Source organism: Pseudomonas aeruginosa (genome assembly GCF_001457615.1).
Lineage (GTDB): Bacteria > Pseudomonadota > Gammaproteobacteria > Pseudomonadales > Pseudomonadaceae > Pseudomonas > Pseudomonas aeruginosa.
Genome location: NZ_LN831024.1, coordinates 2,409,202 through 2,434,055, shown reverse-complemented (window position 1 = coordinate 2,434,055; position 24,854 = coordinate 2,409,202). Strand labels below are relative to the sequence as shown.

Here is a 24,854-nt window from a genome sequence, read left to right as displayed (position 1 = left end):
GGACAGTGGACACGCGCGGCGCGCCGCTGGTTCGAACGCGTCTGGACGCGCGGGCGGGGGCGGAATAGGCTGATTGATCTTTCTCCATGCGACAAGGACACCATCATGAGCCGCATCTTCGCAGACAACGCGCAGTCCATCGGCAACACGCCGCTGGTCCAGATCAACCGCATCGCCCCGCGCGGCGTCACCATCCTGGCCAAGATCGAAGGGCGCAACCCCGGCTATTCGGTGAAGTGCCGGATCGGCGCGAACATGATCTGGGATGCCGAAGCCAGCGGCAGACTGAAGTCCGGCATGACCCTGGTCGAGCCGACCTCCGGCAACACCGGCATCGGCCTCGCCTTCGTCGCCGCCGCACGCGGCTACAAACTGATCCTGACCATGCCGGCGTCGATGAGCCTGGAGCGACGCAAGGTGCTCAAGGCGCTGGGCGCGGAGCTGGTCCTGACCGAACCGGCGAAGGGCATGAAGGGTGCGATCCAGAAGGCCGAGGAACTGGTCGCGGGGGATCCCGGGAAGTACTTCATGCCGCAGCAGTTCGACAACCCGGCCAACCCGGCGATCCATGAGAAGACCACCGGCCCGGAGATCTGGAACGATACCGAGGGCGCGGTGGACGTGCTGGTTTCCGGGGTCGGCACCGGCGGCACCCTCACCGGCGTCTCGCGCTACATCAAGAACACCCGGGGCAAGCCGATCCTCGCCGTGGCGGTGGAGCCGGTGACCTCGCCGGTGATCAGCCAGACCCTCGCCGGCGAGGAGGTCAAGCCCGCCCCGCACAAGATCCAGGGCATCGGCGCCGGCTTCGTGCCGAAGAACCTCGACCTGTCGCTGGTCGACCGGGTCGAGAAGATCGGCGACGACGAAGCGAAGAACATGGCGCTGCGCCTGATGCAGGAAGAAGGCATCCTCTGCGGCATCTCCTCCGGCGCGGCGATGGCCGCCGCGGTGCGCCTGGCCGAGGAGCCGAACATGCAGGGCAAGACCATCGTGGTGATCCTCCCCGATTCCGGCGAGCGCTATCTTTCGAGCATGCTCTTCGACGGCCTGTTCAGCGAACAGGAACTGACCCAGTAACCACCGACCCGCGGCGCCGCAGCGAACCGGCGCCGCCTTGCGCCAGGCGTATCGAATCATGCTGGAAACCTCGCTCTTCGTAGCCACCCTCGCCACCCTGGGCATGCTCTCGCCCGGCCCGGACTTCTTCCTGATCATCCGCAACGCGGCGCGCTACCAGCGCTCGGCGGCGATGATGACCTCGCTGGGGGTGATCCTCGGCGTGGCCACCCACATGGCCTACTGCGTCGCCGGCCTGGCGGTGCTGATCACCACCACGCCGTGGCTGTTCAACGCGCTGAAGTACACCGGCGCGGTCTACCTGATCTGGATCGGCATCCAGGCCCTGCGCTCGCGCGGCGGCGGCACGCTCGACCTGGCGGTCGGCGGCGTGCAGCGCGTCGGCCACTGGAGCGCGTTCCTCCAGGGCTACCTGTGCAACCTGCTCAACCCCAAGGCCACGCTGTTCTTCCTCGCCGTGTTCACCCAGGTGCTGAGCCTGGACTCCAGCTTCGCCGAGAAGCTCTGGTACGCCGGCATCATCGTCGGCCTCGCCGCACTCTGGTGGCCGCTGCTGGTGGTGCTGATCCAGAGCGCGGTGGTGCGCCGCGGCCTGGCCAGGGCCCAGGGGGTGGTGGACAAGCTGCTCGGCGGCCTGCTGATCGCCCTCGGGGTCAAGGTCGCCCTGAGTTGAGGCAGGCGGGCGGAGCGACGCCCCGCTGCGGTGCCGGCGCCTGTCTGCGGGCCCGCAGGTAAAAGCCGCCCCTTTCCTCGCTTCCGGCAACGCGGGATAAAACCCGGGTGCCGGCCAGCGTTGCCGGCGCCCCCTGAGCGCCGGCGGCGAACCAGTCCGTCGCCGACGCTGTCGTCAGCCGACAGGACACCTACAACAATGAAGACCCGCATCGCTTCCCTCACCCTCCTCGCCCTCGCTTGCGGCAGCGGCGCAACCCTCGCCGCGGACAACCTGAAGATCTACAACTGGTCCGAATACATCGCTCCCGAAACCGTGGCGAACTTCGCCAAGGAAACCGGCATCCAGGCCACCTACGACGTCTACGACAGCAACGAGACCCTCGACGGCAAGCTGATGACCGGCCAATCCGGCTACGACGTGGTATTCCCGTCGAACCACTTCATGGCCAAGCAGATCCAGGCCGGCGCCCTGAAGAAGCTGGACAAGTCCCAGTTGCCCAACTGGAAGAACCTCAACCCGGTGCTGCTCAAGGCCCTGGAGGTCAACGATCCGGGCAACCAGTACGGCTTCCCCTACCTCTGGGGCACCACCGGCATCGGCTACAACCCGGCGAAGATCAAGGCGGTGCTCGGCGACGACGCGCCGCTGGACTCCTGGGATATCTTCTTCAAGCCCGAATACATGCAGAAACTGAGCAAGTGCGGGGTGGCGGTGCTGGACAACGGCCCCGAGCTGCTGCCCATCACCCTCAACTACCTCGGCCTGCCACACCACAGCCAGAAGGCCGACGACTACAAGCAGGCCCAGGCGGCGTTGCTGAAGGTGCGCCCGTACATCCGCTACTTCCACTCCTCGAAGTACGTCAGCGACCTGGCCAACGGCGAGATCTGCATGGTGGTCGGTTTCTCCGGCGACATCCTGCAGGCCGCGACCCGCGCCAAGGAGGCCAACAACGGCGTGGAAGTGCGCTACTCGACGCCGAAGGAAGGCTCGCCGCTGTGGTTCGACATGGTCTCGATGCCGGTCGATGCGCCCGACGAGAAGGCCGGCTACGCCTTCATGAACTACCTGCTGCGTCCCGAGGTGATGGCCGCGATCAGCAACCATGTGCACTACGCCAACGGCAACCTGGCCGCCGACCCGCTGGTGGACGCCGAGATCAAGACCGACCCGGCGATCTACCCGCCGCAGGAGAAGATGGCCAAGCTGTTCGCCCTGGAATCCATGCCGCAGAAGATCGACCGCGTGCGCACGCGCACCTGGAACACGGTGAAGACCGGCAAGTGAAGCCCGGCGCCGGCCCGGTTTGTCGCCGGGCTGGCGTTTTAGCGCAAGGCTCGCCCACAGGCTCGTCAAATCCCGGACGGCCCGCTATAGTCCCTCTCGTTGTCTTCATCGACCGGATAGCCTCCATGAACCAGCGCTCGCACAGCTCGCTCCCCGCCCTTCCGGTAGCCACCGGCGAGGTCGGCGCGCTCCAGCCGTGCGCCAGCCTGGGCTGCGTTTCCCCTCCTGTAGTCGCCTCGCCTCCGCCTCCCCCTCCCGGTTCGGCCGCCTGCCCGCCGCCGGGCGTCAGTCCCTGACGAGCGCGGTAGCGCCCCAACTCTCTTCCACAGCCCGCCGCAAGCAGCGCCATCCGCTGCCGAGGCGTGCCGTCCGCCGCCGGCCCGAGCCCGCGGCATGCCCGACTACAAGGTGGCAGATCCATGTTTGCACTGAACAAATCCGCGCTAGCCGGCCTGGCCAGCACCAGCCTCTTCGTCCTGCTCTGGAGCAGCGGGGCCATCGCCTCGAAATGGGGCCTGGCGCACTCCTCGCCGTTCGCCTTCCTGGTGTTCCGCTTCGGCATCGCCCTGGCCTGCCTGCTGCCGCTCGCCCCGCTGCTCAGGCTGCGCGCGCCGCGCAGCGCGCGTGAGCGCGGCAAGGCCCTGCTCACCGGCCTGGTGATGCTGGGGATCTATCCGATCTTCTATATCTTCTCGCTGAAGCTGCAGGTCACTCCCGGCATGATGGCGACCATCCTCGGCGTGCAACCGATCCTCACCGCCGTCATCCTCGAACGCCGGCAGTCGCCGGCGCGCCTGTTCGGCCTGCTGCTGGGCCTGGCCGGCCTGGTGCTGGTGGTCTACCAGGGCATCGGCCTGGCCGGGATGTCCACGGCCGGCATCCTCTGCGCACTGCTGGCGCTGGCCGGCGTCACCGGCGGCTCGATCATGCAGAAGGGCATCCGCGAGAACCCGCTGGGCACCCTGCCCCTGCAGTACCTCGCCGGCCTCGGCCTGTGCCTGGCGTTCGTGCCCTTCCAGCCGTTCGAGTTCGAATGGAACGCCGGCTTCCTGGTCCCCGCGCTATGGATGGGCGTCGTGGTCTCGGTGGGCGCGACCCTGCTGCTCTACCGGCTGATCGCCCAGGGCAACCTGGTCAACGTCACCAGCCTGTTCTACCTGGTGCCGGCGGTGACCGCGATCATGGACTTCATGGTCTTCGGCAACCGCCTCGGCTGGCTCAGCCTGCTGGGCATGGGGCTGATCGTGGTGGGGCTGATGTTCGTCTTCCGCAAGGCCGGCTGAGCGAACCGAGCGGGTCGCGGCCCGCCCTTGGCAGAGCGCGCGCGGATTCAGTTCTGCGCGAGCTTGCCAGCCATCGCCGCGAACCCCGGCCCCGGCACCGCCGTCACATCGCGCGACCCCACCGGCTCGCCGCACTCCGGGCAGACCATGGTCGGCCGGAACTTGTGGCCACAGGCCTTGTGCACATACTCCACCGGAGCGCCGCGGCCCTCGTCGAGCCAGCGGTCGCCCCAATTGGCCAGGGCCAGCAGCACCGGATGCAGGTCGTGGCCCATCTCGGTGAGGCGGTATTCGTAGCGCGGCGGTCGCTCCTGGTAAGGCACCTTCTTCAGCGCGCCCGCCTCCACCAGCCGGCTCAGGCGGTCGGCCAGTACCTGGCGGGTGACCCCGAGGCTGGCCTGGAACTCATCGAAGCGGCGCATGCCGAGAAAGCAGTTGCGCAGGATCAGCAGCGTCCAGCGATCGCCGAGGATCGCCAGGCTGCGCGCCATCGAACAGGGCGTTTCGCCGACTTCTTGCCATTTCATGGGGTTCTCCCGGAAAAACCTCCGTCCATTCTAGGGGGCCGCTTCGGAGCTTGACCAGTTCCAAATTGGAACTTAGTATCCGGCCGAAAAGGTCATGGACCCGGCGCGCTCCTGCCAGGATCGGACAAACCAGCACTACGGACGGGTCCCATATCAGCGCCCGCGTAATAAGTTCCGATTCGGAACTGTAGAAGCGTCGAGCATGAGAGGGAAAGGCCGATACGACGGGGTTCCGTGTGCCGCCCGCGCGTCGTCCTTGCAGCACAGCGTCAGGCAGTCCCGAAAGAACGAAGCCCGCACGGCTGGGGTGCGCCCCAGGTTGCGCCGGCAACGACAACAACGAGGAACACACCGTGACTACGCCGTCCCCGCAATGGAAGAAGACCGCCTGTATCCTCTGCAGCCTCAACTGCGGGCTGGAAGTGCAGACCGAGAATGGCCGCATCAGCAAGATCCGCGGCGATGACGACCACCCCGCCTCGCAGGGCTACGTCTGCGAGAAATCGCAGCGCATGGACTACTACCAGAACGGCGCCGACCGCCTGGACACGCCGATGCGTCGGCGCCCCGATGGCAGCTACGAAGCCATCGACTGGGACACGGCGATCCGCGAGGTGGCGGAGAAATTCCTCGCCATCAAGCGCAGGCATGGCGGCGAAAGCATCCTCTACTACGGCGGCGGCGCGCAGGGCAACCACCTCGGCGGCGCCTACGGCGACAGCACGCTGAAGGCCCTCGGGGTGAAGTACCGCTCCAACGCCCTGGCCCAGGAAAAGACCGGCGAGTTCTGGGTCCAGGGCAAGATGTTCGGTACCGGCGTGCACGGCGACTTCGAGCATTGCGAGGTGGCCATCCTGATCGGCAAGAATCCCTGGCAATCCCATGGTTTCGCCCGCGCCCGCGTGCTGCTCAACGCCATGGCCAAGGACCCCGCACGCTCGATCATCGTGATCGACCCGCGCCTGAGCGAAACCGCCGCCCTGGCCGACTTCCACCTGCAGATCCGTCCGGGCACCGACGCCTGGTGCCTGGCGGCGCTGGTCGGGATCATCGTCCAGGACGGGCTGCTGGCGCGCGACTGGCTGGCCGAACACACCAGCGGCTACGAGCACATCGTCGACGAACTGAACGCCATCCCGGTGGCCTACTGCGCCGAGACCTGCGGGGTGGCGGAAGACAAGCTGCGCGCCGCCGCCCGGCGGATCGCCAGCGCCAGCAGCGTATCGGCGCTGGAAGACCTGGGCATGCAGATGAACCTGCACTCGACCCTCGGCAGCTACCTGCAACGCCTGGTCTGGTTACTCACCGGCCATTACGGGCGCCCCGGCACCAGCAACGCCTTCGTGCCCTTCCTCTCGCTGTCCAAGGCCAGCAAGGGCGATACCTCGATGGGCAAGAGGGGCGCGCCACGCGTCGAGAAGCGCAGCCCGGTGGCCAATGCCAAGATCATCATCGGCCTGATTCCCTGCAACGTGATTCCAGAGGAAATCCTCACCGACCATCCCAAGCGCTATCGCGCCATGCTGGTGGAGACCGGCAACCCGCTGCATTCGCTGGCCGATAGCCAGCGCATGCGCGAAGCCATGCGCGTCCTGGAGTTGTCGGTGGTGATCGACGTGGCCATGACCGAGACCGCGCGCCACGCCGACTACGTGCTGCCGGCGGCAAGCCAGTTCGAAAAGGCCGAGGCGACCTTCTTCAACCTGGAATTCCCGCGCAACGCCTTCCACCTGCGCGCGCCGCTGTTCCCGGCGCGCCCCGGCACCCTGCCGGAAGCGGAGATCCACGCCCGCCTGCTGGAAGCCATGGGCGTGCTCGGCGAGAAAGACTACCGGCCGTTGCGCCTGGCCCTGAAGCTCGGGCGCAAGGCATTCTCGGCGGCTTTCCTCGCCGCCGCGGCGACCCGCCCCAAGGTCATGAAATACGCGCCGGTCCTGCTCTACCGTACCCTCGGCCCGACCCTGCCCGCCGGCATGGAAGCGGCCGCGGCGATCTGGGGCATCTGCCAACTGCACGTGCTGAACAACCGCAAGACCGCTGCCCGCGCCGGCTTCGACGGGTTGCCGCCGCTGGCCGCCGACCGCCTGTTCCAGGCCATGCTCGACAACCCGTCCGGGGTGGTCTTCGCCGAAACCACCTACGCCGAAAGCTGGCAGGCCGTCGCCCGTCCCGAACAGCGGATCAACCTGCACATCCCCGAACTGTTGCCGGAACTGGCCAAGCTCGCCCACAGCGCGCCACCCCACGATCCGGCCTACCCGTTCATCCTCGCCGCCGGCGAGCGGCGCAGCGACACCAGCAATACCGCCGTGCGCGACACCGGCTGGCACCGCCGCGGGCGCTACGGCACCCTGCGCATCAGCCCGCAGGACGCCGAGGCGCTGGGCTGCGCCGACGGCGAGGTGCTGCGCGTGGTGACCCGCCGCGGCGAGGTCGAGGCGGAAGTGGAGATCAGCGACATGATGCAGCCGGGCAATATCTCCCTGCCCAACGGCCAGGGCCTGGACTACCGCAACGCCGAGGGCGAGGTGGTGCGCCGGGGCGTGGCGCCCAACGAGGTGACCGACTGCACCCAGCGCGACTTCCTCGCCGGCACGCCCTGGCACAAGTACGTGCCGGCGCGCCTGGAACGGCTGGCGACGCCCGCCGCTACGAACGCCTGAGCCAGGGAGGACGATCATGACCTTCGTCGTGCTGGAAGAATGCATCCGCTGCAAACACACCGACTGCGTGGAAGTCTGTCCCGTGGACTGCTTCTACGAAGGCCCCAACTTCCTCGTCATCCACCCCGATGAATGCATCGACTGCGCGCTCTGCGAGCCGGAATGCCCGGTCGCCGCGATTCGCGCCGAGGACGAGGTGCCGCTCGGGCAACGGCAGTTCATCGCCCTCAACGGCGAACTCGCCGCGCATCCCAACTGGACGCAGATCACCCGCAAGAAGCCGGCGCCCGACGACCACGACGCCTGGTTCGGCCTGCCGGGCAAGCTGGCCGAACTCGACCGCAACGGCGCCTGAGGCGCTGACGGTGCTCAGGCTTCGGCGCGCGAACGCATGAGCCGCCGGTAACGGCGGGTCTGCAGGAGCGCGCCGGCCTGCTGCGCGAGCAACGCGCACAGCGGCGACACCCGTGGGTTGGTCGCCCTGCCCCGGCTCAGCTTGCGCAACTGGAACTTCACCGCGGCCATGTTCGCCAGCGAGGCCAGGGGTTTGTTCCTCCAGGTTATCGGCCGCAACTGCGGCGCCGAGTCCTTGCCGGCGCGCCAGTCGCGCGGCAGGTTCGGCTCGATCGCCAGCGCCGTGCCGATGCCGACCATGTCCACCCCGCTGGCCAGCACCTGCTCGGCCACCGGCCGCCGGCGGATGCCGCCCGTGACCATTACCGGCATCCGCGCCGCCGCGCGGATGTCGCGGGCGAACTCGACGAAGTAGGCCTCGCGGGCCAGGGTCCGCCCGTCGCGCGCTTCGCCCTGCATGGCCGGCGCCTCGTAGCTGCCGCCCGACAGCTCGACCAGGTCGATGCCCAGGCCATCGAGCATCCGTACCACCTCGCGGGCATCGTCGGCGCTGAAGCCGCCGCGCTGGAAATCGGCGGAATTCAGCTTCACCGCCACCGCGAAGCCAGGGGCAACCTCGGCGCGCACCGCCCGGACGATCTCCAGCAGCAGGCGCGCGCGATTCTCCAGGGAGCCGCCCCAGGCGTCGCTGCGGCGGTTGCTCAGCGGCGAGAGGAACTGGCTGAGCAGGTAACCGTGGGCGGCATGGATCTCCACCCCGCTGAAGCCGGCCCGCTCGGCCAGGCCGGCGCTGCGGGCGAACCGCTGGATCACCTCGGCGATCATCGCCTCATCCATCGCCTTCGGCGTAGCGAAGTGCCTGGACATCCCGCCCAGTTCCAGCGGCACCGCCGAGGGTGCCCAGGCCTGCTGGCCGAGATTGGCCTGCATCTGCCGGCCGGGATGGTTGATCTGCAACCAGAACTGCGCGCCGGCGGAACGCCCGATGCGCGCCCAGCGGCGGAATTTCTCCAGTTGCGCGTCGTTTTCCAGGACCACCCCGCCGGGGCCGGTCATGGCACGGCTGTCGACCATCACGTTACCGCTGATCAGCAGCCCGGCGCCGCCGTCGGCCCAGGCCTGGTAGAGGCGCATCAGGCGTTCGGAGGGGCCTGCGCGGCATCGGCCATGTTCTCCTCCATGGCGGCCTTGGCGAGGCGATTGGGAATGGTCGAGCCGTTGGGAAGCGTCAGCGTGTCGAACAGGTTCATGGGCCTACCTCATGGGGACAGTGGCCCGACGATAAGATTGAAGTCGACTTCAAGGTCAACGCTTTTTTTGCCGCGCCGCCCGGGCCCTGACCGGGTGCCGGGAGCGCGCCCCCGGCACCCGGCGCGCTCAGCCGCGGATGAAGGCCAGCAGGTCGGCGTTGATCACCTCGGCCTGGGTGGTCGGCATGCCGTGCGGGAACCCCGGATAGATCTTCAGCGTGCCGTTGCGCAGTAGCTTCGCCGAGAGTACGCCGGAATTCTCGTAGGGCACGATCTGGTCGTCGTCGCCATGCATCACCAGCACCGGGATGTCGATGCGCTTCAGGTCATCGCTGAAATCGGTCTGGGAAAAGGCCACGATCCCATCGTAGTGGGCCTTGGCGCCGCCCATCATGCCCTGCCGCCACCAGTTGCGGACGATCCCTTCCGAGGGCTGCGCCCCGGGACGGTTGTAGCCATAGAACGGGCCGGCGGGAATGTCCTGGTAGAACTGCGCGCGATTGGCCGCGAGCTGCGCCTGGAGATCGTCGAAGACGCTCTTCGGCAGGCCGCCCGGATTGCCCTCGGTCTTCACCATCAGCGGCGGTACCGCGCTGATGATCGCCGCCTTCGGCACCGGGTCGTCGGGATAGCGGGCGATGTAGTGGACGACCTCGCCGCCGCCGGTGGAATGGCCGACATGGATCGCCCCGCGCACCCCGAGGCGCTCGACCACCGCCGCCACGTCGTCGGCGTAGTGGTCCATGTCATGGCCGTCCCAGACCTGGCTGGAGCGACCGTGGCCACGGCGATCGTGGGCCACTACGCGAAAGCCCTCGGCGAGGAAGAACAGCATCTGCGCATCCCAGTCGTCGGAACTCAGTGGCCAGCCATGATGGAAGTAGATCACCTGGGCGTCGCGCGGCCCCCAGTCCTTGTAGAAGAGTTCGACGCCATCCTTCGTTGTCACGTAACCCATGTCGCTTCTCCCGATCGGTGTGGATGCAGGCAACGGCGCCACCCTGCGGCCGCCGTCCCCTGTGTAGAGTAGAAAGCCGCCTGCGTTGCGCCGCCTGGACGAGGAAAACGCGACCGGCGGTAGCGCCCATGCGGCCTGGCGAACCCGTCGATGGAGGCGAGTTCGTCGCCCGGCCGTGAAACCACCCTAGACTTGAAGTAGGCTTGAAGGTCAACGCGTTTCGAGGTGCGACATGAAAATCGGCGAACTGGCCAAGCTCACCGGCCTGGCGACATCGCGCATCCGCTTCTACGAGGCCAGCGGCCTGATCCGCTCGCAGCGCAAGGCCAACGGCTACCGCGACTATGCGGCAGACACCGTGTGGATCCTGGAGCTGGTCACCGGCGCCCAGGGCGCCGGCTTCTCCCTGGAGGAGATCGCTCGCCTGCTGCCGAGCGGCGACGGCGCCTGGCAGCACGGCGAGCTGCTCGAAGGCTTGCGCCGCAAGGTGGCCGAGATCGAGGCCCTGCAACGACGCCTGGAACAGAACAAGGCACAATTGCTGGTGGCCATCGAAAGCATCGAGAACAAGCCGGACGGTCTGCAGTGCACGGAAAACACCCAGCGCGTGCTGGAGCGCCTGCGCGAGGAAGGCCCTCCACAGACGGTCGGGCGTCCACGGCAAACCCGCTCGCGGGGGTCCTCTACCACGCCGGCGGAGCAGCGGCTTTCCGACGCTTGACCTTGAAGTCGACTTGAATCTTAGAGTGACGCCAACCCACCCGGACAGCCTGCCGAAACCGGCTGCCGACGGGATCACTCACCGAGGAAGGTCAACGCAATGACCAAGCGCATCCTGCACGTCGTCACCAACGTCGCCCACTATGCCGATCCGACCCAGCCCACCGGGCTGTGGCTGTCGGAGTTGACCCATGCCTACGAGATCTTCGCCGCTCGGGGCTACCAGCAGCGCCTGGTCAGCCCCCGCGGCGGCGAGTCGCCGCTGGAGCCGCGCGCCCTCGGCTGGCCCCACGCCGACGCCAGCGCCAAGGCCTGGCTGGCCGACGAGGCGCGCCTGGCGCTGCTGGCCGACACCGCCGCTCCCGAGCAGGTCGACGCGGAGGCGTTCGACGCCATCTATTTCACCGGCGGCCACGGCGTGATGTGGGACTTCCCCGACGACGCCGGGCTGCAGCGCCTGACCCGCGAGATCTACCAGCGCGGCGGCATCGTCTCGTCGGTCTGCCACGGCTATTGCGGCCTGCTCAACACACGCCTGGACGATGGCCGCCTGCTGGTCGCCGGGCGCCGCCTCACCGGCTACTCCTGGATCGAGGAAGTGCTCGCCGGGGTCGCCCGCAAGGTGCCGTACAACGTCGAGGAAGAAATGAAACGACGCGGCGCGCTCTACGAAAGAAGCCTGCTGCCGTTCACCAGCAAGGTGGTGGTCGACGGCCGCCTGGTCACCGGGCAGAACCCGCAGTCGGCCAAGGCCACGGCCGAGCAGGTGGCCGCCCTGCTCGGCTGAACGCGGCGTGTCAGTCCTGCGCGCGCCTCATCTGGAAGTCATGGCGCCGCTTGCCGATGAAGAACGATTCTGCATCGTCCCGTCGGCCAGGGGCCGCAGGATCGTCGCAGTGCTGGTCGTGTGGTAGGGGTCGAACTCGTCGAAGGGCGACCTGACATGGATGGAGCCGCCATCGACCGGTTCCGCCTTGCGGGCTTCGCGACGCGGCGGCCTACGCCAGCGGCTTGAACATGAGGAAGTTGCGCACGCTGTAGTAACCCTGCGAATCCTGCCAGTCGAGAGCGGCCAGGTTCTGCATGCCGGCCTCCCACGGCTGGTTGTCGAACAGCGCTTCCACCGTGCGCTGGTTGCCGAAGGCACAGAAGAAATGCCGGAACCAGTGCAGGCGCGCGTCCAGCGGCTCGGCGCGGATCGCCCGCTCGATGCTCGGGAACAGCCCGGCCGGCAGCGGCGGCGCCTTGCCCTCGGCGCCGCGCAGGCCGAGGTTGCCGATATGCACCTCGAAACGCCGCTCGCCGATCTCCCAGGTCTCCACCATCACCTGGTCCTCCTCGGCCTGGCCCCAGAGCGCGGAAAGCAGCACGTGGAAAGAGTTGGAGGCGAAGTTACGCAACGCGTCCTGCAAGCCGTCCTCGCCGCTGCCGATGCCGGCGAAGGCTTCCTGCAACTGGCGCTCGTCCTCCAGCAGCACGTCGACATCCAGCCGTCCGGTCTTCTCCCCCGCATACCAGGTGGCGCGGATCGCCGGTAGCCGCCCGGCTGGCGCCACCCATTCGCCGTGCACGACGCACTCGATCCGGTGGGATTCGAACAGAGCAGCCAGATGCTGCGAGACGGAGACCGCTTCCATGGGTTGTCCTTGCATGGTCGAGGGCGCGCCGCCGAGGCGCTGCCCGGAAAGCCCGGCGAGGCCGGGCGAAACGCGGCATAGGGTAGCGCAGATCGGCACTCGCGGCGCGACCTCCCGTTCGGCGCCTGCCCAGGTCGCCGCACGCCAGCCGACTAGACTGGCGGGGTCGACCCCGCCCGTGGAGACCTCGCCATGAACAGCAAGAACACCATCTGCCTCTGGTACGACAACGCCGCCCTGGAGGCCGCAACCTTCTACGCCGAGACGTTTCCCGACAGCGCCGTGCTGGCTGTCCATCGCGCGCCCGGCGATTACCCTTCCGGCAAGGAGGGCGACGTGCTGACGGTGGAGTTCCGGGTGATGGGCATTCCCTGCCTCGGGCTCAACGGCGGCCCGGCCTTCCGCCACAGCGAAGCGTTCTCCTTCCAGGTCGCCACCGACGACCAGGCCGAGACCGACCGCCTGTGGAACGCTATCGTCGACAATGGCGGCGAGGAAAGCGCCTGCGGCTGGTGCCGCGACAAGTGGGGCATCTCCTGGCAGATCACCCCGCGCGTACTCAGCGAAGCCATCGCCAGCCCTGACCGCGCGGCGGCCAGGCGCGCCTTCGAGGCGATGATGACGATGGGCAGGATCGATATCGCCACCATAGAGAAGGCCTTCAAGGGCTGAACGCCCCAACGCCTTGCAAAGGAGTCACGAAATGGATCGATTCACCGGCGGCTGCCTCTGCGGCAAGGTCCGCCTGGTGGCGAGCGGCCGCCCCTACCGGGTCGGGCTCTGCCACTGCCTCGACTGCCGCAAGCACCACGGCGCGCTATTCCACGCTTCGGCGATCTTTCCCGAGGAGGCGGTGAGCATAGAAGGCGAGACCCGCGACTATGCCGGGCGTTTCTTCTGTCCGCAGTGCGGCTCCTCGGTGTTCTCGCGCAGCGCCGACGAGATCGAGGTCAGCCTCGGCGCCCTCGACGCTCCCGACCGGTTCCAGCCCACCTACGAACTCTGGACCGTCCGCCGCGAGGGCTGGTTGCCGGCGTTTCCGCTGGCACGGCACTATGAAAGAGATCGCGAAGGCGACGGACGCAGCGAAGAGTGACGTTGTTCCAGCAGGAGAAGGGAGGCAGCATGGACGAACTGTTCGAAGAGCACCTGGAGATCGCCAAGGCGCTCTTCGCGCAGCGCTTGCCGTACTGGTGCGATGTCTTTCTGCGCCCGGCCGACCAGGCTTTCAACGCCTACCTGAATGCCCGCGGCCAGGCCTCCACCTACCTGGTGCTCGAAGGCTTCGATCCGGTCTATATTCCTCTCTGCTGCGACCTCGACGCCGTGCGCGCGACCGCCAGGGCCAGGGCTCGATTGAGGGAAGCGGGGCTGGGCGAAGACGCGCTGCCCGTACTGCTCTGAGCGCAGGCCGCCAGTATCGCGGAAGCGTCTGCTGGCAATTTCTCCCACCGCACTGTCCGCCAACGGAAGGCTACATGACCCGCCCCTACCTGTTCCGTCTCGCCGCCGGCCTGGCGCTGCTCCTGCCGGCCGCCTGCACGTCCCCTGCCCCGCCAGCACCGAACCTGACCGCGCTGTTCGCCGACGCCCTGCACTGCCGCGGCGACTTCCCCGACGGCCGCGACCGCGCAACCGCCGAGCGCCTGCGCGCCGAGGGCGTCGAAGTGCTGGATCGCGCGCCCGGCGAGACCCTCGACCTGCTCTACCGCTTCGCCACCCCGCTGCGCATCGACGGTAGCCTGGTGAACGCGGTGCGGGTACGCGGCGACAGCGGCGTGCTGGTGATGGCCTACGCCGAGGGCGACCTCGAAGACTTCGCCCGGCGCCAGGGCGCGACGCCGCACCCGGCGGAACGCGCCGCGCTGGATGGTTTCGGCGAGCTGGAGGTGCTCTACAGCCGTCCGTTGCCGCCGCGTCCCGGCCTCGACGAAAGCCCGCCGCGCCTGGTGATCGGCCGCGGGATCGAGGCGGCGGCGCAGGCGTTCCGCTGGGGCTGCCGGAGCTACGACGGTTGAGCAGGCGCTCCGCCAAGCCTGGCACCCGGAACTCGTAGCGGTTTTCGTCGCCTCCGGCGAGGTCAGGGTTGGAGACATGGCCCTCGGGGCAATATGCTGTGGCCACGACACACGCTGTGAGCGACTACCGATGCCAGGGACTGCACTGTTCGAAAAGCCACGCTGGTTGCGCGACCTCCTGCGCTTCCTGCCCCTCAAGAGTCAATTCGTCCTCTCCGGGAACATCCGCGACCTGCAAGCCTGCGAAGTGGTGCCGGGTACGGTCACCGCGCAGAGCTTCAACCAGACCCTCTGCGACGCCCTGCTGGACGCCGGCTACGCCCAGGTGCTGGCCTGGGATCCGCTGGCCGGGTTCCGCGTGCTCGGCCGGCCGGGCAGCGAGGCGGGGGCCACTCCGCAGGTGCTTCTCGACCTCGGCCTGACCCCGGTGGACGGCGCCGCGCCGGCCGGCATCGACCTGCTCGGCGCGACCCTGCAACGCCTGGTCAACCGTAGCGGCGAGCCGATCGCCCTGATCGTCGACTTCGCCTCGCGCCTGGCGGTGCGCAACGACGCCCTGAGCGCCGCCGAGCATCAGTTGTTCACCCAGGCCCTGGTGCTCTCCCACCAGGCCCGCAGCCGTCCCGCCGGGGAACAGCGCAAACCGTTCTTCAACAGCGTGCTGTGGGTGGTGGAAAAGGAAGGCGACCTGCCCGACTGGCTGCTGGTGGACAACCCGCGCCTGCGCCATATCCCGGTGTCGAAGCCCGACCAGCCGGCGCGCCGGGCCCTGGCCCCGGCGCTGCTCCGCGGGCTAGGCGGCGCGGGCGTCGCCGAGGAGGCCCTGCAACAGGCCGCCGCAACCTTCGTCGAGAACACCGAAGGCCTGCTACTCCTCGATCTCAACGCCATCGTCCAGTTGGCGCGCGTGGAAGGCCTGGCCATGGAACGCATCGCCGACGCCGTGCGGCGCTACAAGGTCGGCGTCACCGAAGACCCCTGGCTGAAGATCGACCGCCAGCGCATCCGCCAGGCCGACGAGATCGTCCGCCGCCGGGTCAAGGGCCAGCAGCACGCGGTGACCCACATGCTGGACATCGTCAAGCGCGCGATGACCGGGGTCGGCGCCAGCCGCAAGGGCAACCGCCCGCGCGGCGTGGCCTTCCTCGCCGGGCCCACCGGGGTCGGCAAGACCGAGCTGGCGAAGACCGTCACCAGCCTGCTGTTCGGCGACGAGAGCGCCTACATCCGCTTCGACATGTCCGAGTTCAGCGCCGAGCATGCCGACCAGCGCCTGATCGGCGCGCCGCCCGGCTACGTCGGCTACGACGTCGGCGGCGAACTGACCAACGCGATCCGCGAAAAACCCTTCAGCGTGGTGCTCTTCGACGAGATCGAGAAAGCCCACCCCCGGATCCTCGACAAGTTCCTGCAGATCCTCGACGACGGCGTGCTCACCTCCGGGCGCGGCGATCGCGTGTACTTCTCCGAGGCGCTGATCGTGTTCACCTCGAACCTGGGCATCTACCGCCAGGGGGAAAACGGCGAACGGGTCGCCAACGTGCTCCCCGGCGAGCCCTTCGAGGCGGTGCAGGGCAAGGTCCACGGCGAGATCGAGCGCTACTTCAAGCTGGTTCTCAACCGCCCGGAAATCCTCAACCGGATCGGCGAGAACATTATCGTCTTCGACTTCATCCGCGCCGACGTCGCCGAGCAGATCTTCACCCAGATGGTCGACGGCACCTTCGCCGACCTCCGCGAGCAGCGCCTCGTCATCGAACTGGCCGAGGCGCCGCGCCAGGCTCTGCACGACCTCTGCCTGGGCGACCTGTCCAACGGCGGCCGCGGCATCCGCAACCAGCTCGAAGCGCGCCTGCTCAACCCGTTGTCGCGGGCACTGTTCGACCAGGACGCGCAGCCGGGCGAGCGCTTCCTGATCAGCGCCCTGGACGCCGACGGCCTGACCCTGGAACGCCGCTGAGATGGAACTGAGCCTGTCGCGGGTGCATTTCCCGGTGACCACCCTGGGCCCGGGACGGCGCCTGGGCATCTGGTTCCAGGGCTGTAGCATCCGCTGCCCCGGCTGCATCTCCGCCGATACCTGGGGGCCGGGACGGCGGCGCATCGCCCTGGCACGCCTGCTCGCCGACATCCAGCCATGGCTGGAGCAGGCCGAGGGCATCACCGTCTCCGGCGGCGAGCCCTTCGAGCAGTTCGCTGCCCTCCTCGCCCTGCTCGGCGAACTGCGCCAGCGCAGCCGCGCCGACATCCTGGTCTACAGCGGCTACCCGCTGGAGCATTTGCACGCGCAACTGGAACAGGCCGCCGGGCTGATCGACGCGCTGATCAGCGACCCCTACCAACAGCACGCCGAACAGAGCCTGGCCCTGCGCGGCAGCGACAACCAGCGCCTGAGCCTGCTCACCGAACTCGGCCGCGCGCGCCTCGGCGGCTACCAGCGGCCACTGCGCGAAGACGACAAGGCCCTCGACCTGATGTTCGACCATGACGGCAGCGTGTGGATGGCCGGCATCCCGCGCCGCGACGACCTGCTGCGGTTACAGGACCTGCTGCGCGAACAGGGCCACCAACTTAGCGTCAGCGCCCATCGGCCGCGCTGAATGGATCGATACCGATGATACGTTTCTGCCCCAACTGCCAGAGCGAACGCTCGCTTTCGGAAATCTTCTGCGAAGGCTCGATCCAGGGCCAGCCCTGCGGCTGGGACCTTTCCGCCGAAGCCATCCATCCCGCCGGCTGGCGACCACAGCCGGTGCTGACCCAGGAAGCCATCGCGCCGCCCGCCAGCGAGCCGCCAGCGGCGTCCGCCCCGCTCTGCGCCAACGGCCACCCGCTGCAACCCGGCGACCTGATGTGCCTGGAGTGCGGCGCCGCGCCGGCCGAAGGCCCGCTGCCGATGCAGGCCGAGGCCACGCCGCAGCCCGCCGTCACGGAAACCCTGATCGACGGCTGGCGTCTGCTGCGGCAGATCGCCAGCAGCGACGGCGTGCGCGAGCGCTACCTGGCCGAACACGCGGAAAGCGCCCGCCAGGCGGTGCTCACCCTGTATCGCCCGGGCGCCGAGCCGGACCCGGCGATCTACGACGTGATCCGCCGCCTGCCGCGCGAACACGTACCGGAAATCCTCGCCACCGGCCGCTGGGACGAGCGCGCCTACGAAGTGGTCGAGGAGCTCACCGGCGGCAGCCTCGCCGACCTCGGCACCGTGCTGGAGGACCGCGAGGCGGTGCGCCACGTGGTCCGCGAGCTGGGCCACGCCCTGCACGTGTTCAACGAAGCCGGCCTGCGCCACCGCGACCTGCGCCCGGCCAGCCTGCTGGTGCGCAGCCACGAGCCGCTGGACCTGGTGATCAGCGGCTTCGGCTCGGCACGCCTGTCGGAGTTCGACCTGGATATCGTCTCGCCGCTGGAGACCAGCCGCTACATGGCCCCCGAGGCGATCGCCGGCGGCGTGGCGGCGGCTTCCGACTGGTGGAGCCTGGGCATGATCCTGCTGGAGCAGTTGACCCGCGGCGCCTGCTTCGAAGGAGTCAACGCCAACGCCTTCCTGATCCACGTGCTGGCCAACGGCGTGGCGCTGCCCGACGACCTCGACCCGCAGTTGCACCTGCTGCTGCGCGGCCTGCTTGCACGCGACCGCCACCAGCGCTGGCAGTGGCCGCAGGTACAGGCCTGGCTGAACGGCGAGGCGGTGGACGCGCCGGCCTCGGCGGACAGCGAAAAGGACGACGCCGAAGGCGCCAGCATCGCCCTCGGCGCACGGCGCTTCCGCAAGCCGACGGTCTTCGCCCTGGCCGCGGCCCAGGCCGAGCACTGGGCGGAGGCCCTCGACCACCTGCTGCGCGGGGCGATCGTCACCTGGGCCGAGCACATCGGCCTGTCGCCCAGGCTGCTCGCCGGCCTGCGCCAGGTGGCCCAGCACGAGGGGCTGGAGGACGACTTCCGGCTGATGCTGGCGCTCAAGCTGCTGAACCCGGAAATCCCGCTGATCCAGCGCGGCGAGATCGTCACCCCCGGCTGGCTGCTGGAGCATCCGCTGGAGGGCTACCGGCTGATCAGCGGCTCGGTGCCCGACCTGCTCGAACAGTTGCACACCGAAAGCTGGCTGTCGCGGCTCAAGACCCGCGCCGAGAACGTCCGCCAGCGCGCCCTGCACCAGCACATCGAACTTGCCGAAGAACAGTTGCGCATCTACCTGCTGTCAACCTCGCGGGCGCGCCTCGCCGCGCAGTGGCAGGAGCGCCAGCGCCTCCTGCCGGACACCGAGCACCCCGGCCTGCTGGCCCTGGCCGAGCGCCGGGTGATCGCCGAGGAAGACCTGATCGTCCTGCTCAGCGCCAACATCGGCCAGTTCCGTGCCGCCGAGGCGATCGTCGAGGAAGCCGCCGGCCTGGCCCGCGACGCCGATGTGCACCTGTTCGACGCGGAGACCGCGCGCGGCCTGTTGCAGCACTCGCGGCAGGAGCTGTACCGCCGCGTCGACGAACGCATCAGCGGCTTCGCCCGCAGCGGCGTGCCCAGGGTCGACGAATGGGCCGAGCAGTTCCGCCTGGAGCGGCGCATGCCGTTGGCGAGGGTCCTGGTGCTGCTGGCGATCCCGCCGGAACAGTGGCTGGAACCGCAGAAGCAGCAGTACGTGTCGCAGATCCTCGATTTCTTCGAGAAGAAAGTGGTCGCCGCGGTGATGCGCGGGCCGCTGGTGCGCATGAGCATCGGCAAGAGCACTCCACGCATCGACCTCAACGAACTGGATAGCGCGCGACGCCCCGCCGCCGCCCTGCTCGACCATCTGCTGCAACGCAACGCCCGCGCGGTGAGCCTCGACCCGGACAGCTTCCTCGCCAACCCGCAACTGGAAGTGCGGCTCAACGCGCTGTCCCGGCAAAGCTCGCTGTACAAGCGTGACACCGGCATCGACGGCCTCTACCTGGGCTTCCCCTTCCTGCTCAACCGCGACCCGCGCGGCACCACCCGCACGCGCATCGTGCCGCTGCTGCTGTGGCCGCTGAAGCTGCAACTGGAAGTCGGCAGCCGCGGCCAGGTGGCGCTGGCCTTCGACGGCGAGCGCGAGGAAGTGCGCCTCAACCCGGCCCTGGAAAGCCTGCTCGGCCCCGAGCCGTGCAAGCGCTGGCGCAAGGTCGCCGACGAATTGCTCGGCCGCTCCGCGCTGCGCGCCGCCGATGTGATGGATGCCTTCGGCCTGCTCGCCACGCCGCGTGCTAGGGTGCTGGAAGGATTGCCACCGAGTTCCACCGAGGTCACGCCCTACCAGGACCAACTGGCCTGCGCCGCGGTGCTGTTCCACGTCACCTTCATGGGCCAGGCGATCGGCGAGGACCTGCGCCAGCTGAAGAGCCTGCCGCCCTCCGGCACCGGCCTGGAGACCGCGCTGCGCCTGCGCGAGAACGGCGAGCCGGAAGCCCGCGAGAGCCCGCCGGAGTTGCAGCGCTACTTCACCGTGGCCAGCGACCCGTCCCAGGAGGCCGCCGTGCTGCAGGCCCGGCAGAGCCCGGGGCTGCTGGTGGAGGGCCCGCCCGGCACCGGCAAGAGCCAGACCATCGTCAACATGGTCGCCGACGCCATCGGCCGCCAGCGCAGCCTGCTGATCGTCTGCCAGAAGCACGCCGCCCTGGAAGTGGTGCACAAGCGCCTGGTGGCCGAGGGCCTGGGCCAGCGCATCGTCATGCTCAACGACGTCAACCGCGACCGCGAACCGGTGATCCGCAACATCCGCGAGCAACTCGAAGCGCTGTTCGCCGACGCCGGCGGCGCCCAGGGCTGGGAGCGCCAGCGCGAGCGCCTGGCGGCGCGTATTGAGGCGCTGGAAGGCGAACTGGACCGCTACCACCAGAGCCTGCACCGCGTGGACGAGGCCACCGGGCTGAGCTACCGGCGTCTGCTCGGCGAACTGATCGAGCTGGAGAAAGGCTCGCCGCCGCTGGACTTCCCGGCCCTGCGCCAGCGCCTGGCGGCGCTGGACATCGGCAGCCTGGCGCGCCTGGAGGAAAACTGCGCGCCGCTGGTCCGCCTCTGGCTACCGGCCCGCTACGAAGGCAGCCCGCTGGCGCAACTGCGCGCCTTCGCCACCGACCAGGCCACCCTGCACGCCTTCGCCGACAGCCTGCGCGCCTTCGGCGAAGCGGAGAACGCCCGGCAGAAAGCCCTCGACGAACACCCGGCGAGCTTCGAGGTCGACGACCCGACGCCCTACCGCGCCTGGCTGGCAAGCCAGGTCGGTACCCTGCTGCATTTGCGCGAGGAGCAACGCCAGCGCCTGGCCCACTGGTTGCCGCTGTTCCGCGACGCCGCGCCAGGACAGCCGAGCCGTGGCGACGGCCTGCTGGCGGAGGCCGAGCAGATCGAACGGCAACTGCGCCAGCTCGACCTCGAACGGCATGCGCCGCTGCTGTCGCCGGCCCTCGCCATGCTCGAAGAGAACAACCTCGAACGCTTCCAGGCCCACGCCCGCCAGGTGCTCGAGGCACGCACCTGGCTGGCCCGGCTCAACCCGCTGCGCCTGCTGCGGCGCGGCCGCCTGCGGCGCTTCCTGCGCGAGCACGGCGAGGCCGACGACGACAGCCGCCTGGCCGCCCTCCTCGGCGCCTGCGACCTGGAGCGCCAGTGGCAGCCGCTGCGCCGGCAACTGGCGGCGCTGCAACAGAGCCTGGGGCTGGCGACAGTCGCCACCGATGCCGGTCCGGAACTGACCGGCCTGGCCGGCCACGCCAGCCAGCAACTGCGCGAGATCCAGACCCTGGCTCGTGGCCTGGCCCAAGCGCCGCGCGCCGAGCAGCTCGACGCGGTGATCCTCACCGGCGAGAAACAGCGCTTCGAAGCGCTGCTCGGCGACCTCGACGCCGCGCTGATCCGCCAGGCCGCACGCCAGCTCAGCCTGGACAAACTGAAGGTGCTCGCCGACTGGCTCGGCGACGAACTGCTGGAACAGCTGCACCGCGCCATCGCCGGCAACCAGAGCAACCTGCTGGCCCTCGGCCGCCTGCGCGAGGCGCTACCGCAACTGGTCGCCTACCAGCGCTTCCGTGGCCGCGCCGGCCAGCTCGAAGCCACCGACCTGGAATTCCTGGCCCTGCTGCGCCAGCGCCAGGAACGACTCGACGCGATTCCCGCCGAAGCACTCGAAGCCACGGTGCGCCGCATGCTCAACCGCGAAGCGCGGCTGGGCTGGAAGCAGCGCCTGGAACAAGACAATCCGGAACTGCTGTTCAGCCAGGACGAAGCCAGGGCCAGGGTCGCCAGCCTCGCCGAAGCCGATGTGCAGATGCGCGCGCTGAACCGCGAACTGCTCGGCAAGGGCATCGACGCCGCGCGCCTGGGCAGCCGCAAGCAATGGGAAGACGTCACCCGCCTGACCGGCAAGCGCTCGCGGCGCCTGCGCGAGTTCATCGAGCTGGGCGCCGAACTCGGCCTGATGAGCCTGCGCCCGGTCTGGCTGATGAACCCCGACCTGGCCAGCCGCGTGCTGCCGCTCAAGGCCGGGCTGTTCGACATGGTGATCTACGACGAAGCCTCGCAGATGCCGGTGGAGTTCGCCCTGCCGACCCTCTATCGCGGGCGGGTCACGGTGGTCAGCGGCGACGAGAAGCAGATGCCGCCGACCGCGTTCTTCTCCAGCCGCGTGGAAAGCGACGAGGCCGAACTGTTCGACGGCGAAGCGCCCGACGAGGACGCCGACGAGGAGCAGCGCGAAGCCTACGAGGACACCTGGAACCGCCGCGAGATCAAGGACTGCCCGGACCTCCTGCAACTGGCGCGCAACGCCCTGCCCAGCACCACCCTGCAGATCCACTACCGCTCGGCCTACCGCGAGCTGATCGGCTTCTCCAACGCCTCGTTCTACGGCAACCGCCTGAGCGTGCCGGTACGCCATCCGCAGGCCAACATCCTGCGCATCAAGCCGCTGGAACTGATCCAGGTGAACGGCCTGTACCAGAACCAGAGCAACGAGCGCGAGGCCGAGCGAGTCGTCGACTACCTCGCCGAACTCTGGCGCCAACCCTACGCGGCGCGGCCGTCGGTGGGCGTGGTCACCTTCAACCGCAAGCAGGCCGACCTCATCGAGGAGCGCCTGGAACTGCGCGCCGAGCAGGACGAGACGTTCCGCGCCGCCTACAGCGAGGAGCGCGAGCGCAGCGAAGACGGCGAGGACATGGGCGTGTTCGTGAAGAACGTGGAGAACGTGCAGGGCGACGAGCGCGACGTGATCGTCTTCTCCTCCACCTTCGGCCGCAACGGCCAGGGCAGCTTCCGGCGCAACTTCGGCGTGCTCGGGCAGACCGGCGGCGAGCGCCGCCTCAACGTGGCGGTGACCCGCGCGCGGCGCAAGGTGGTGATGATCACCTCGATGCCGATCGGCGACATCTCCGACATGCTCGGCACCCAGCGCTCGCCGAGCAGCCCGCGCGACTACCTGCAAGGCTACCTGGAATACGCCCGCGCACTGTCCGCCGGCGAATTCGCCGGCACCGGCCAGCTGCTCGAGCGCCTGCAAACCGACCGCAGCGACCAGCGCCGCCAGCACTACCAGCGGCACGACGGCTTCAGCGAGATCGTCGGCGAGTATATCCGCTCGCTGGGCTGGTCCGCCGCGCCCGCCAGCGAAGGCGACGCCTTCGGCCTCGACTTCGCCATCGAGAACCCGGCCACCGGCCTCTACGCCATCGGCATCGAATGCGACGCCCCCTGCCACCCGCTGCTGGAACGCGCCCGCGCCCGGGAAATCTGGCGCCCCTCGGTGCTGCGACGGGCGATCCCGCACCTCCACCGGGTTTCCTCCCAGGGCTGGTACCACGACGGCGACAACGAACGCGCACGGCTGCGCGCCGCCATCGAGAAAGCCCTGGCGCCCAGCACGGAAACCCATCCCACGGCAGCAGCGGAGGCCTCCCAATGAGCGGACCGAAAGTCGTACGAATCGTCACCCGGGAAGAAGCCATCGCCACCTGCGAGCGCGACCTGCAACGCCTGGACAAGGCCCTCGCGCGCTGGGAAAACCAGGCCAGCCGGCTCGCCCAGCTCAGCGACGCCGAGCGCGCCGCCGCCCACGCCCGCCGCGCCAGCCTGCACGCCCTGCTCGAACAGGAACGCTGGCTGGACGTGCAACTACAGGTGAAGATCGAAAGCGAATTCCTCAAGCGCGACCTCGCCGAACGCGAAGAGCGCGCCATCCGCCAGGCCGCGGAAACGCGCCAGCAACACCGCCGCCTCCAGGAAAACGCCAGCGCCCTGCTCCAGGCCCTCGACGCCAGGCCCGATGCCGCCAGCGCGGCACTCCGGCAAACCCTGCATACGCTGGCCGACGGCGTCCTCCGCGACGACGCGGAAGCCCTGCTCGCCCAGGGCTTCGCCGCCCTCGCCAGCGCCCCCGCCGAAGAACGCCTCAGCGAAGCCCAGCGCGAACTCGCCCAACGCCTGAAGACCGACGAAACGCCCATGTCCCTGGAACAGTGGCGCGCCCGCCAGCAACAGGACGCCCCGCACGAACAGCGCCTGGCGCGCATCGACCGGCACATCGCCGAACTGCAACTGCTGCAAGGCGAGGCCAGCGCCCAAGCGTTCCTCGAGCGACTGGCACGCGCCGAAGCCGAACAGCGCCCGGAGCGCCGCAACCTGCTGCTCGACAGCCTGGTCCTCGACCTCGCCCAGGCCGCCCGCGAACACCAGCAGCAACGCCAGCGCCTGGAACACCTGCAAGACCTCGCCAGCGAAGTCGCCGCCCTGGGCGCCGCCGAACACGCCGAACTGCTCCAGCGCGCCGCCGCCTGCCAGCCCGACAGCGATCCGCAGCAACTCGCCGAACTCACCGAGCGATGCAACGCCATCCTCACCGCCCACCTCCAGCAACAGGCCGCCCTCGCCCGCCGCCAGGCCGTGCTCCAGGGCCTCGCCAGCCTCGGCTACGAAGTCCGCGAAGGCATGGCCACCGCCTGGGCGCAGACCGGCAGGGTCGTCCTGCGCAAACCCGCCACCCCCGGCTACGGCCTGGAAGTCGGCGGCAAGGCCGACAACGGCCGCCTGCAACTGCGCGCCGTCGCCCTCAACGCCAACCGCGACAACCAGCGCGACCGCGACATCGAAACCCTCTGGTGCGGCGAATTCCAACGCCTCCAGGCCCTGCTCGCCGCCCAGGGCGGCGAACTCAGCGTGGAACGCGCGCTGGGGGTGGGGGAAGTGGCGTTGAAGGAGATTGGCGAGGAGGAGCAGCGGGAGATGGTGGGGGTGGCGCGGCAGAGGGGGTTGTGAGGGGGGCCGGCTGGCGCCGCGGTAAGGCATTCGATCCGGGCAGTCCATCGCTTGACCCCTGGATGCCCCCTCGCTACCCTGCCGGCCAGGTGCTGAACACACCTTCTCTAGGCGGTTAGCCGCTCCCGAAAGCCAAGCGGT

19 protein-coding genes and 1 pseudogene are annotated in these 24,854 nt (G+C 69.0%); 16 read left to right on the top strand and 4 right to left on the bottom strand.

Going from position 1 to position 24,854, the window contains the following annotated elements; translation table 11 throughout:
* Positions 1-105: 105 nt before the first annotated feature.
* The 4 genes from cysK to AT700_RS11410 all read left to right on the top strand — a co-directional run bounded on the left by cysK (position 106) and on the right by AT700_RS11410 (position 4,326).
* Entirely contained in the window at positions 106-1,080 is a 975-nt protein-coding gene (gene cysK, locus AT700_RS11425) for a cysteine synthase A (protein ID WP_003090573.1), read from the top strand.
* Positions 1,081-1,138: 58 nt separating this feature from the next.
* Positions 1,139-1,753 (top strand): LysE family translocator, encoded by a 615-nt coding sequence (locus tag AT700_RS11420; protein ID WP_003090574.1) that lies wholly within the window; start codon positions 1,139-1,141, stop codon positions 1,751-1,753.
* A gap of 198 nt (positions 1,754-1,951) precedes the next feature.
* Positions 1,952-3,043, top strand: a complete 1,092-nt coding sequence (locus AT700_RS11415) for a polyamine ABC transporter substrate-binding protein (protein ID WP_023091218.1) — start codon at positions 1,952-1,954, stop codon at positions 3,041-3,043.
* A gap of 419 nt (positions 3,044-3,462) precedes the next feature.
* Complete coding sequence (locus AT700_RS11410) at positions 3,463-4,326, top strand: DMT family transporter (RefSeq protein ID WP_003119465.1); 864 nt, start codon at positions 3,463-3,465, stop codon at positions 4,324-4,326.
* A gap of 47 nt (positions 4,327-4,373) precedes the next feature.
* On the opposite strand, the gene AT700_RS11405 is transcribed toward AT700_RS11410, so the two are convergent.
* Positions 4,374-4,853: a winged helix-turn-helix transcriptional regulator gene (locus AT700_RS11405; protein WP_003090577.1), complete on the bottom strand. Its 480-nt coding sequence runs from the start codon at positions 4,851-4,853 to the stop codon at positions 4,374-4,376.
* Positions 4,854-5,206: 353 nt separating this feature from the next.
* On the opposite strand from AT700_RS11405, the gene AT700_RS11400 reads away from it, so the two are divergent.
* Both AT700_RS11400 and fdxA read left to right on the top strand, forming a co-directional pair.
* Positions 5,207-7,516: a molybdopterin oxidoreductase family protein gene (locus AT700_RS11400; RefSeq protein WP_048521064.1), complete on the top strand. Its 2,310-nt coding sequence runs from the start codon at positions 5,207-5,209 to the stop codon at positions 7,514-7,516.
* Positions 7,517-7,532: 16 nt separating this feature from the next.
* Positions 7,533-7,871, top strand: a complete 339-nt coding sequence (gene fdxA / locus AT700_RS11395; protein ID WP_003090580.1) for a ferredoxin FdxA — start codon at positions 7,533-7,535, stop codon at positions 7,869-7,871.
* A 14-nt stretch (positions 7,872-7,885) separates the two neighbouring features.
* Here the strand turns inward: fdxA and AT700_RS11390 are convergent.
* Positions 7,886-9,120: pseudogene (locus AT700_RS11390) on the bottom strand (NADH:flavin oxidoreductase/NADH oxidase family protein).
* 127 nt (positions 9,121-9,247) lie between these two features.
* Positions 9,248-10,078 (bottom strand): alpha/beta fold hydrolase, encoded by an 831-nt coding sequence (locus AT700_RS11385; RefSeq protein WP_003116692.1) that lies wholly within the window; start codon positions 10,076-10,078, stop codon positions 9,248-9,250.
* A 232-nt stretch (positions 10,079-10,310) separates the two neighbouring features.
* Here AT700_RS11385 and AT700_RS11380 point away from each other — a divergent pair, with 232 nt between their 5' ends.
* Positions 10,311-10,799: a MerR family transcriptional regulator gene (locus AT700_RS11380; protein WP_023109937.1), complete on the top strand. Its 489-nt coding sequence runs from the start codon at positions 10,311-10,313 to the stop codon at positions 10,797-10,799.
* Positions 10,800-10,898: 99 nt separating this feature from the next.
* Positions 10,899-11,585: a type 1 glutamine amidotransferase domain-containing protein gene (locus AT700_RS11375; protein ID WP_003131041.1), complete on the top strand. Its 687-nt coding sequence runs from the start codon at positions 10,899-10,901 to the stop codon at positions 11,583-11,585.
* 211 nt (positions 11,586-11,796) lie between these two features.
* Here the strand turns inward: AT700_RS11375 and AT700_RS11370 are convergent, their stop codons facing one another.
* Positions 11,797-12,435: a DUF6348 family protein gene (locus tag AT700_RS11370; protein ID WP_024928917.1), complete on the bottom strand. Its 639-nt coding sequence runs from the start codon at positions 12,433-12,435 to the stop codon at positions 11,797-11,799.
* 192 nt (positions 12,436-12,627) lie between these two features.
* On the opposite strand from AT700_RS11370, the gene AT700_RS11365 reads away from it, so the two are divergent.
* The 8 genes from AT700_RS11365 (at position 12,628) to AT700_RS11330 (ending at position 24,713) form a co-directional block, all read left to right on the top strand.
* Positions 12,628-13,107, top strand: coding sequence for a VOC family protein (locus AT700_RS11365; protein ID WP_003160488.1), 480 nt, complete (start codon positions 12,628-12,630; stop codon positions 13,105-13,107).
* Positions 13,108-13,138: 31 nt separating this feature from the next.
* A complete protein-coding gene (locus tag AT700_RS11360; RefSeq protein ID WP_003114392.1) occupies positions 13,139-13,531 on the top strand; it encodes a GFA family protein in 393 nt (130 codons plus the stop codon).
* Between the two features lie 29 nt (positions 13,532-13,560).
* A complete protein-coding gene (locus AT700_RS11355; protein WP_004344335.1) occupies positions 13,561-13,839 on the top strand; it encodes a hypothetical protein in 279 nt (92 codons plus the stop codon).
* A 74-nt stretch (positions 13,840-13,913) separates the two neighbouring features.
* Positions 13,914-14,453, top strand: a complete 540-nt coding sequence (locus AT700_RS11350) for a hypothetical protein (RefSeq protein WP_014602770.1) — start codon at positions 13,914-13,916, stop codon at positions 14,451-14,453.
* A gap of 76 nt (positions 14,454-14,529) precedes the next feature.
* Positions 14,530-16,413, top strand: coding sequence for an AAA family ATPase (locus AT700_RS11345; protein ID WP_003119459.1), 1,884 nt, complete (start codon positions 14,530-14,532; stop codon positions 16,411-16,413).
* Between the two features lies 1 nt (position 16,414).
* Complete coding sequence (locus tag AT700_RS11340) at positions 16,415-17,053, top strand: 4Fe-4S single cluster domain-containing protein (protein WP_003090610.1); 639 nt, start codon at positions 16,415-16,417, stop codon at positions 17,051-17,053.
* A gap of 14 nt (positions 17,054-17,067) precedes the next feature.
* Positions 17,068-23,364, top strand: coding sequence for an AAA domain-containing protein (locus AT700_RS11335; RefSeq protein ID WP_048521063.1), 6,297 nt, complete (start codon positions 17,068-17,070; stop codon positions 23,362-23,364).
* The gene (locus AT700_RS11330; RefSeq protein ID WP_048521062.1) at positions 23,361-24,713 is read left to right on the top strand and encodes a hypothetical protein; all 1,353 of its coding nucleotides are present in this window, start codon (positions 23,361-23,363) and stop codon (positions 24,711-24,713) included. Before AT700_RS11335 ends, AT700_RS11330 begins: the two co-directional genes overlap by 4 nt.
* Positions 24,714-24,854: the final 141 nt, after the last annotated feature.